Origin of the sequence: Acinetobacter sp. WCHAc060033, from assembly GCF_004209125.1 — a bacterium.
Taxonomy (GTDB): Bacteria; Pseudomonadota; Gammaproteobacteria; order Pseudomonadales; family Moraxellaceae; genus Acinetobacter; species Acinetobacter wuhouensis.
The window spans coordinates 1-7202 of record NZ_SGSW01000081.1 but is presented as its reverse complement, the minus strand read 5'-3'; the positions used below and the strand labels follow the sequence as shown (position 1 = coordinate 7202).

Below are 7202 nucleotides of genomic sequence, written 5' to 3'. Positions count from 1 at the left end.
ACTCTTAGCACCAAAAAGAGATATAAAAACAGTAGATCTATTCTGTAATATGTCTGATGCTCAAATTAATAAATACAGCACAATTCTATCTAAACTGTCTGAACTCTCTGACCTTAGTAATTTTCCTGACTATCCTACCTTTGCAATTTGGATTAGTGGGATTTTACGAGATCCCAAAAGTGTAAGGGAAGAAACGGCTAAACGAATTTTGAAGGCTCTACATCAAAAAACGGATTTCAAACCATAAAATCAAATTATCCATATAAGCTAACAAATTCTGTGAAACATAGCTTAAAAAATAGGCGTGGAACGTGAATAATCATAAAAAAAGCCCAATCTAGGTTGATTGGGCCGAAAATTAGAAACTACAGCATTGATTTCTAAGGTTAATTATAGCGCATTTCGCATAAGGTGTATTATGTTAATTTTAGAGAATTTGAATAATCTCTTTACTACATGTATATTGTAAATATATTTACAATATGGGATTTAAAATGGAAATTATCAAAACAATTCGAATTAAATCTTCTCCTGATAATATATTTAATTTATATCAAGACATAAAATCATGGTTAGTTTGGGACCCTGAAGTTTCTTCTGTAGACATTCCTAATGGTTTAACTATTGGAGCTAAAGGGATACTAAAACCTAAAAAAGGTCCAAAAACATCTATTGAGATTACTGAGGTTACTCAAGGAAAATCATTTACTGTTTCAAGCAAATTACCTCTTTGTCACATGCTATTTAAGCATGAATTAGTTAAAGATGATGAAGGAACCATTGTGATACATAGTGTTACCTTTTCAGGTCCTTTCCAATTTTTATTTAAATATCTCATTGGTAAGTCTATTCAAAAGTCACTGCCTAGCACTTTATGTTCATTAAAAAGTTTTATTGAAGGTAAGTGAAAATATGGTAGATACAAAGTGGTTTTTTTCTGTTTATGAGGGTCCTAAAAATAGCCCTGGCTTTAGATTTTGGCAAAGCTTTTTAAATTGGCAACATCAACTGAATATTCTTTTAAAGCCCTTAGATATGACTCAACCGCAATTCGCTATTCTTGCTATATGCGGATGGCTAAATGACAAATGCAAGATTTTCAATCAACAAGATATATCAAAACTTACAAACATGGATAGGATGCATATATCTCAAATAATATCTCGTTTAGAAATGAAAGGCTTTATTGAAAAAAAAGTTAATCCTCAAGATCTACGAACTAATTTGATTAGTATCACTGACACTGGGCAACAGCAATTATCTCTAGCGATACCTATTGTTGAAAAATTTGATAAAGAATTTTTTGATCAATTTTCAATTTAACATAATGGCCGTTATACGAAATTTAGCTGTTAGAAACCATTTATTACATCAAAAGTAATGAATATGTAAAGATAATGCCTTATATTATCTTTACATTATTGGTTTTAGAGGAATTAACCATGTCCGCAGTCAATTTTAATATGCGTTTAGAAGAAGACTTGAGGGATAATGCAAATCATATTTTTGAAGAATATGGTTTAACCATGCCACAAGCATTTAAACTTTTTTTAAATCAGGTGGTGAAAACAAGAACTGTTCCCTTAGCTTTTGACTATGCGAAAGAACCAACTCTGACCCCTAAAGCAGCAGCAAAGTTGCTTCAATCTCTTAAAGAAATTGAAAATGGGGAGTACACCGAGTACGAAACAGTAGAAGAAGCGATCAAAGCCATGTCGGATGAAGCTCATGGCTAAACGAAAGATCATCGTAACCAGCTCATTTAAACGAGATATTAAAAGACGTTATTTAGATTTGGTTACGGCTGAATGGGCAGAGGTACTGGACTGTTTAGTCGCTAATAGGCCATTGCCTGAAAAATACCTAGATCATCCATTAAAGGGTGGGGCTGAGTTTAAAAATTGTCGAGATTGCCACATTAAACCTGATTTAGTCTTGATTTATAGGCTAATGGGTGATGATGTTTTAGAATTACACCAGTTGGATAGTCATTCAGAGATTTTTGGCTAACTTTAGTTCGATGCTTTGAAATATGGCTTTAGCCATGTTCCAAAGTCGAGCCACTTTGCGCCAGTTGCGATATGAGAAAGTTTGAAAGAAGCTAAGCAAAGTACTGCACTGCATGACCTTCAAAGAGTTCAATATGAGAATAAAAAATTTAGCTCAAACTTTTATAGTTATTACATTACTTGCTGGCTGTATGGCGAAGCTCCAACCCGTATCTAACTCCATCGAAGCAGTAGAACCTATAGTTTTTATTAAGCATGCTAATTCTGGTGCAAGAGCATCACTTTCTGGTGGAAAACTGCATGTAGACCCTTATGGTTGTATTCGGCTTGGTAGTGATACCAGTTCATTTATTATTTGGGCTAATAATAGTAATTTAGAATATACAAAGGATGGCAGGATTAGCATCACCAATAGATTTAATAATAATAAAGTTTTTATAGGGGATGAAATTATTCTTGGTGGAGGGCCATCATCAGTAATACCAAAATCTGTTACTCGCTCTATTCCTGAAGTTTGTTCTACCTACGGCTATTGGATTGCTTCTCCCCTTTAAAAGTTATGTAAATGAGTCAGTCCCCCATTTTCATCATAATTTCAACATAAAAACTCATATACGAAATTTAAGTGTTATTACCTAATAAACCTTTTTTTGATCTTTTTATACAAATATTGACCGATATAGTAGAATGTAATTAGATTACTAAATAAGATAAGCAAGCCTACCTGTATATACAAAATTCTGCGAATTTCGATATACAGGGACTTGTTAGGGGAAACCCCTAATACCCCAGGCCCATCACAGATGGGCAAGTCAACAAAGTTGACTTAAAAGCAAAACCAAAAGCCTGTTAGTGGGATGTGTATATGCGAAGTAAAAGTAAAATTTTTAGACTCACCGAGCTACAGCTAGAGCAACTGGAGAAGCACCTCGAAAAGGAGGGCACGACTTTTACAGACTTTATTCACTCCCTGATTCAACGTGAAGTTATGCAAAATGCCATCACGGTTAAACAGCCCAAAGAAGAACAAAAGAAGCCTAGGCTCAAAGTTAAAACCGTAATCGAAGTGGTTAAACGCTATCAAAAAACAGATCCAGCTTTACTGCTTGAGCTATCCAAAATCGGTAACAACCTGAACCAAATTGCCAGAGCATTGAACATCATTAAAAATGCTGATCCGCAAGAGCAACGCAAGTTAGATATTTTCAGTATTTTTTCAGTTTTAAAAGGCATTCAAACCGAGTTAGAACAAGTATTCCCTGCACTTCCCAAAATCAGCAGACAAAGCCCAGAACGGCTTAAAAAGCAGTTGTCTTCGGTACAACTGGCTGAGGAGGATGAAAGTGCATATTAAATTTTTAAACCACGGCAAAGGGTCGCCTGCACACGCTTCAGCGTATGTTTTAGATAAGCTCGATCATCTTGGCAATGTTCGGGTAGGGGTTGATGTTTTGCGTGGTGATGCGACCACATTCAACGCCATTTGTGATGCCAGTCCTCACTTGTGGAAGTACACCAGTGGCGTAATCGCATGGTCAAAAGAAGACGATCCGACTAACGAGCAGATTCAAGAGGTTTTAAACGACTTTGAAAAACATGCTTTTTCGGGACTAGATCCCTCGCAGTACCACCTTTTTGCAGTCCTTCATACAGATGAGGATGGCTCAAAGCACATTCACGTTTTAGCTCCTAGGCTCGATATTCAAAGCGGTAAATCACTGAATATTGCACCACCTCACCACGAAAAACATTTCGACTCGCTGCGTGATTATTTCAACACAAAATATCAATGGTCACGCCCAGATGACTTGCTTTTGATGAAAACGACACAAGAGCCGAATCACATTGCCAAACTGAATGCCCAAGCAAAAAATATTTTGACAAGCCAAGACCTTGAGACGCTCACAAAAAAACAGTTTTGTAAGACCGTGGATAACTACGTCAAAACGCTTTTAAAAACACAAATAGTAAAAAATAGAGCCGAAATAGTTAGTTGTATCGAGCAACTTGAGGGCGTGGCTTCAGTCAGAGCCAAGCAAACAGTAACTGTCACTCTTAATAATGGCAAAAAACATAGACTTTCAGGCGATTTTTATCATGAACAATTCGAAATTGGACTTTATTCAGAGCGTCTCAGAGCAGAAGCAGAAAGCAGACCAACTGCAAGTGAGCTTGCAACAACTCTCCGAAACGCTGAAAACGTTCGAGATGACTATCGAGCAAAGCGAGAGACCTATCACCAACAGCACTATACTTTTAAACGAAGTACAGCAGACAACATCGGCCATAAAATCGCATCTCAGAGCGATTTTGACCGAAATAGGGAATCTATCACCCCAAGCCATAAAATCGCTAACAGCGAGCTATACGGAGCAAATAGACGCACTGCAAACGCAGTTAGCGAATATAGACCTATCGGAAATATCAAAAGTGAAATCGAGCATAGATTCGTTTTCAACCTCAATTCACGCTCTACAGACTCAGATCAACAAGCAGTTGCAGAACCTCAGAATCGACGAAAAGCTCCTACAGAACAGTATTCAACACCAAGTACAGCAAGCGATAGCGAACCAAAGCGAGCAAATAGAGAGCCAGTTGCAGAGTCTTTTGACGGAAAAATTAAACAGCCAGAAAGCATTTCACGGACTACTTGGGATAGCGATATTTACAGCGTTGATGCTTTTAATCAGTTTTTATTTCGCCTTTCAAATAAAAAGCAATCTGAAAACCATCGAAGCACAAAAGCAAATAATTCAACAGAATGCACAAGCGATAACAAGCCAAACCAATTACTTGAAACAAATACGGAACTAGATCATGCAGACCGAAATCGACCAATTTTTGACAGAGCAAAACAGCTTATTGATGCAACAAAACAACTTGTTAGCCGAGCAAAACAAGGTTTTGAGTCAACAAATCGATTCATTAAAGACCATTTTGAGCGACTACAGCGAAGTCGAGCTGAGTTTAAAAAGCAAAATCAACAACTTGTTAGCCGAGAAAGAAGCTCAACAAGCTTTGATTTTGACACTGAAAGCAGAGCTTTCAAAGCTCGAACAGGGCAACTTTTCGGAGCAATTACAGCAAGAATTTCAAGTAAGTCTGCAAAACCAATTGCAGACGCAATTAATACAAGCCTTAAATCGACTGAATTTAACCGACATTATCAACAACTTAGTGCAAACATCGCTAGCACCAACACAAAAGACGATCACAGCACAGCAAACAGACCTACAACAAGCTCTCTTGAAGCTCTCGCAACTCAAAGTGTCACAAACTATAGACGACGACTTAGAGACTCAGAGCAAGCAAATAGCGAAGCTAGAGACAACACTTGGCGACTTAATAGCATTGATCTCAAAGTTAAACAGCTAACCGATTTAATTGAAAATATTAGACTGGAGCCACAACCTGCATCTAATTTTATAAATTTACGGTACGACGGTTACTACCCCGGTTATATCGACTCACATAAGATACTTACGAAGAAGCAAGACCAAGCATATCAAAGCAAAAATCACTTACAACTCATTGAGTTTATATCTGAAAAAACTGACAACTTGAAAAAGTACATGCTTCGTGCAAGTAGCAATATCCGCACTTCAGACTACGAACAAATTGAGAAGATCATTAAAAATGACGACAGAATGCTTAAATTTTTGAAATGTGAAATGATTTTAAAGCCCCAAAATGAGCATTTTAAGTCTCAAAGAGAAGCATACAAAAACTGTTTAGAGACTTTTGAAGACATAAAAAACTTAATCACAGAGATAAAATCCCCAGGTCCCGAAAAATATATCTCACAGCCAACGCCAGAACCTGAAAACAAACCAAAACAAAGCAATGATTTTGAATTAGATTAAAAATCTAATTCAGCAAAAGCAGTAATCAATGGGAGGAAGTGGGTGATTTTTCGTTATGTCGCTCACACTCCGTTCGCTTTGTACTTTTCTTTTCGACTCAAATAAGTTTAAACCGAGCGAGTGTCTACGAGCGATTGAGCATCATAAAAATTTCGCACTTGCCTTCTCCCTGATTACAAACTCCCTTTTAATTTAAAACGGTAAGTACAGAGCATCCCGAATGGGTGCGAACGTTGAAGTTTTTGCTTTTAAAAAAGTATGAGCGGAGCGAATACATTATCAATGCTTTTGATCTTGCTTTTGCTTTTGAAACGACACGAGCGAAGCGAGTGCCATAGCCTTTGATTTTGTCTTTAAATCTCTTTTATTCTTTTAAAAAGCTTTTAAATACTTTTAGACACCCTTTTAGATCATACAGTGCAAGGCTTTCAGACTTTAAAAAACTACAAATGGCATGAACTAAACTACAAATGGCATGATTTTGGCACATTAGAAACTACAAATGGCATGATTAGAAACTACAAATGGCATGAACTAAACTACACTATACTTAATGTAGTTTTATGTTAAAAACTACAAAAATCGTGTGCAAAAATAAATCAATATGATATAAAAAACTACTTCTTGCGGAATGTAGTTTAATGGATTATAAAAAAACCTACCCTGTATCTTGGGTTGTTATGCAAAATACGATTCAAGAGTGCTTTAAAAGCATGAGTATTGATGAAAAACGCTTATTAATTCTTGCTAGTCCTATAGCTCGGACAATTGATGCAACTGAAAAAGATGCAATCACCATAACATCTGAAAGCTTTGCAAAAGAATGCGGTATAAAAACCAACTCAGCGTATTCGCAAATGGAAGAAGCGAGTAAAAATCTGTTAAGACGTTATTTTTCCTATGGTGATAATAAGAAAAAAACCTACTGTAACTGGGTCATTAGAGCAATATATGAGAATGGTTCAATATCCATATGCTTCCCAGAGGAAGTTCTTTTGATGCTCAAAGAGTTTGACAAATTAAATCCATACACTAAGTACAAAAAAGACATCGTACTCAGTCTGAAAAAAGACTACTCATTCGACCTATATCATTTAGCAAAAAAATATCAAGCTATGGGACAATTTGAAATGTCCTTAGAGCATATAAAAACTGAGTTAGGTTTGCCAAAGTCCTACGACAAGCTATGTAATTTAAAAGATCGTGTAATTAAGCCTTCATTAGATGAAATTACAGCTAATACAGACATTGAACTCACTTATGAAAACGTTAAACAAGGGCGGTCAGTCGTTGGTTTTAAGTTTATTGTTAGAGAGAAGCCCAAGCCAAA

General features: G+C 36.4%; 8 protein-coding genes and 1 pseudogene. All 9 read left to right on the top strand.

Features of this window, described 5'->3' with window-relative positions; all coding sequences use genetic code 11:
- Positions 1–247 (top strand): annotated as a pseudogene (locus tag EXE10_RS21775) (replication initiation protein); the annotation flags it as partial.
- Between the two features lie 247 nt (positions 248–494).
- Positions 495–908, top strand: coding sequence for an SRPBCC family protein (locus EXE10_RS19635; protein WP_130114483.1), 414 nt, complete (start codon positions 495–497; stop codon positions 906–908).
- Between the two features lie 4 nt (positions 909–912).
- Positions 913–1323 (top strand): MarR family transcriptional regulator, encoded by a 411-nt coding sequence (locus tag EXE10_RS19630; protein WP_130114482.1) that lies wholly within the window; start codon positions 913–915, stop codon positions 1321–1323.
- Positions 1324–1442: 119 nt separating this feature from the next.
- Positions 1443–1736, top strand: a complete 294-nt coding sequence (locus tag EXE10_RS19625; RefSeq protein WP_130114481.1) for a type II toxin-antitoxin system RelB/DinJ family antitoxin — start codon at positions 1443–1445, stop codon at positions 1734–1736.
- Positions 1729–2010 carry a type II toxin-antitoxin system YafQ family toxin gene (locus EXE10_RS19620; RefSeq protein WP_130114480.1) on the top strand — a complete coding sequence of 94 codons (282 nt, stop codon included), beginning with the start codon at positions 1729–1731 and terminating at the stop codon, positions 2008–2010. The genes EXE10_RS19625 and EXE10_RS19620 overlap by 8 nt, the downstream gene beginning before the upstream one ends.
- A 133-nt stretch (positions 2011–2143) precedes the next feature.
- Positions 2144–2563, top strand: coding sequence for a hypothetical protein (locus tag EXE10_RS19615; protein WP_130114479.1), 420 nt, complete (start codon positions 2144–2146; stop codon positions 2561–2563).
- Positions 2564–2874: 311 nt separating this feature from the next.
- Complete coding sequence (gene mobC, locus EXE10_RS19610) at positions 2875–3363, top strand: plasmid mobilization relaxosome protein MobC (RefSeq protein ID WP_130114478.1); 489 nt, start codon at positions 2875–2877, stop codon at positions 3361–3363.
- Entirely contained in the window at positions 3347–5872 is a 2526-nt protein-coding gene (locus EXE10_RS19605; RefSeq protein WP_228256870.1) for a mobilization protein, read from the top strand. The genes mobC and EXE10_RS19605 overlap by 17 nt, the downstream gene beginning before the upstream one ends.
- Positions 5873–6513: 641 nt before the next feature.
- Positions 6514–7202, top strand: a 689-nt coding sequence (locus EXE10_RS19600) for a replication initiation protein (protein ID WP_165383058.1), incomplete at its 3' end; no start/stop codon positions are given.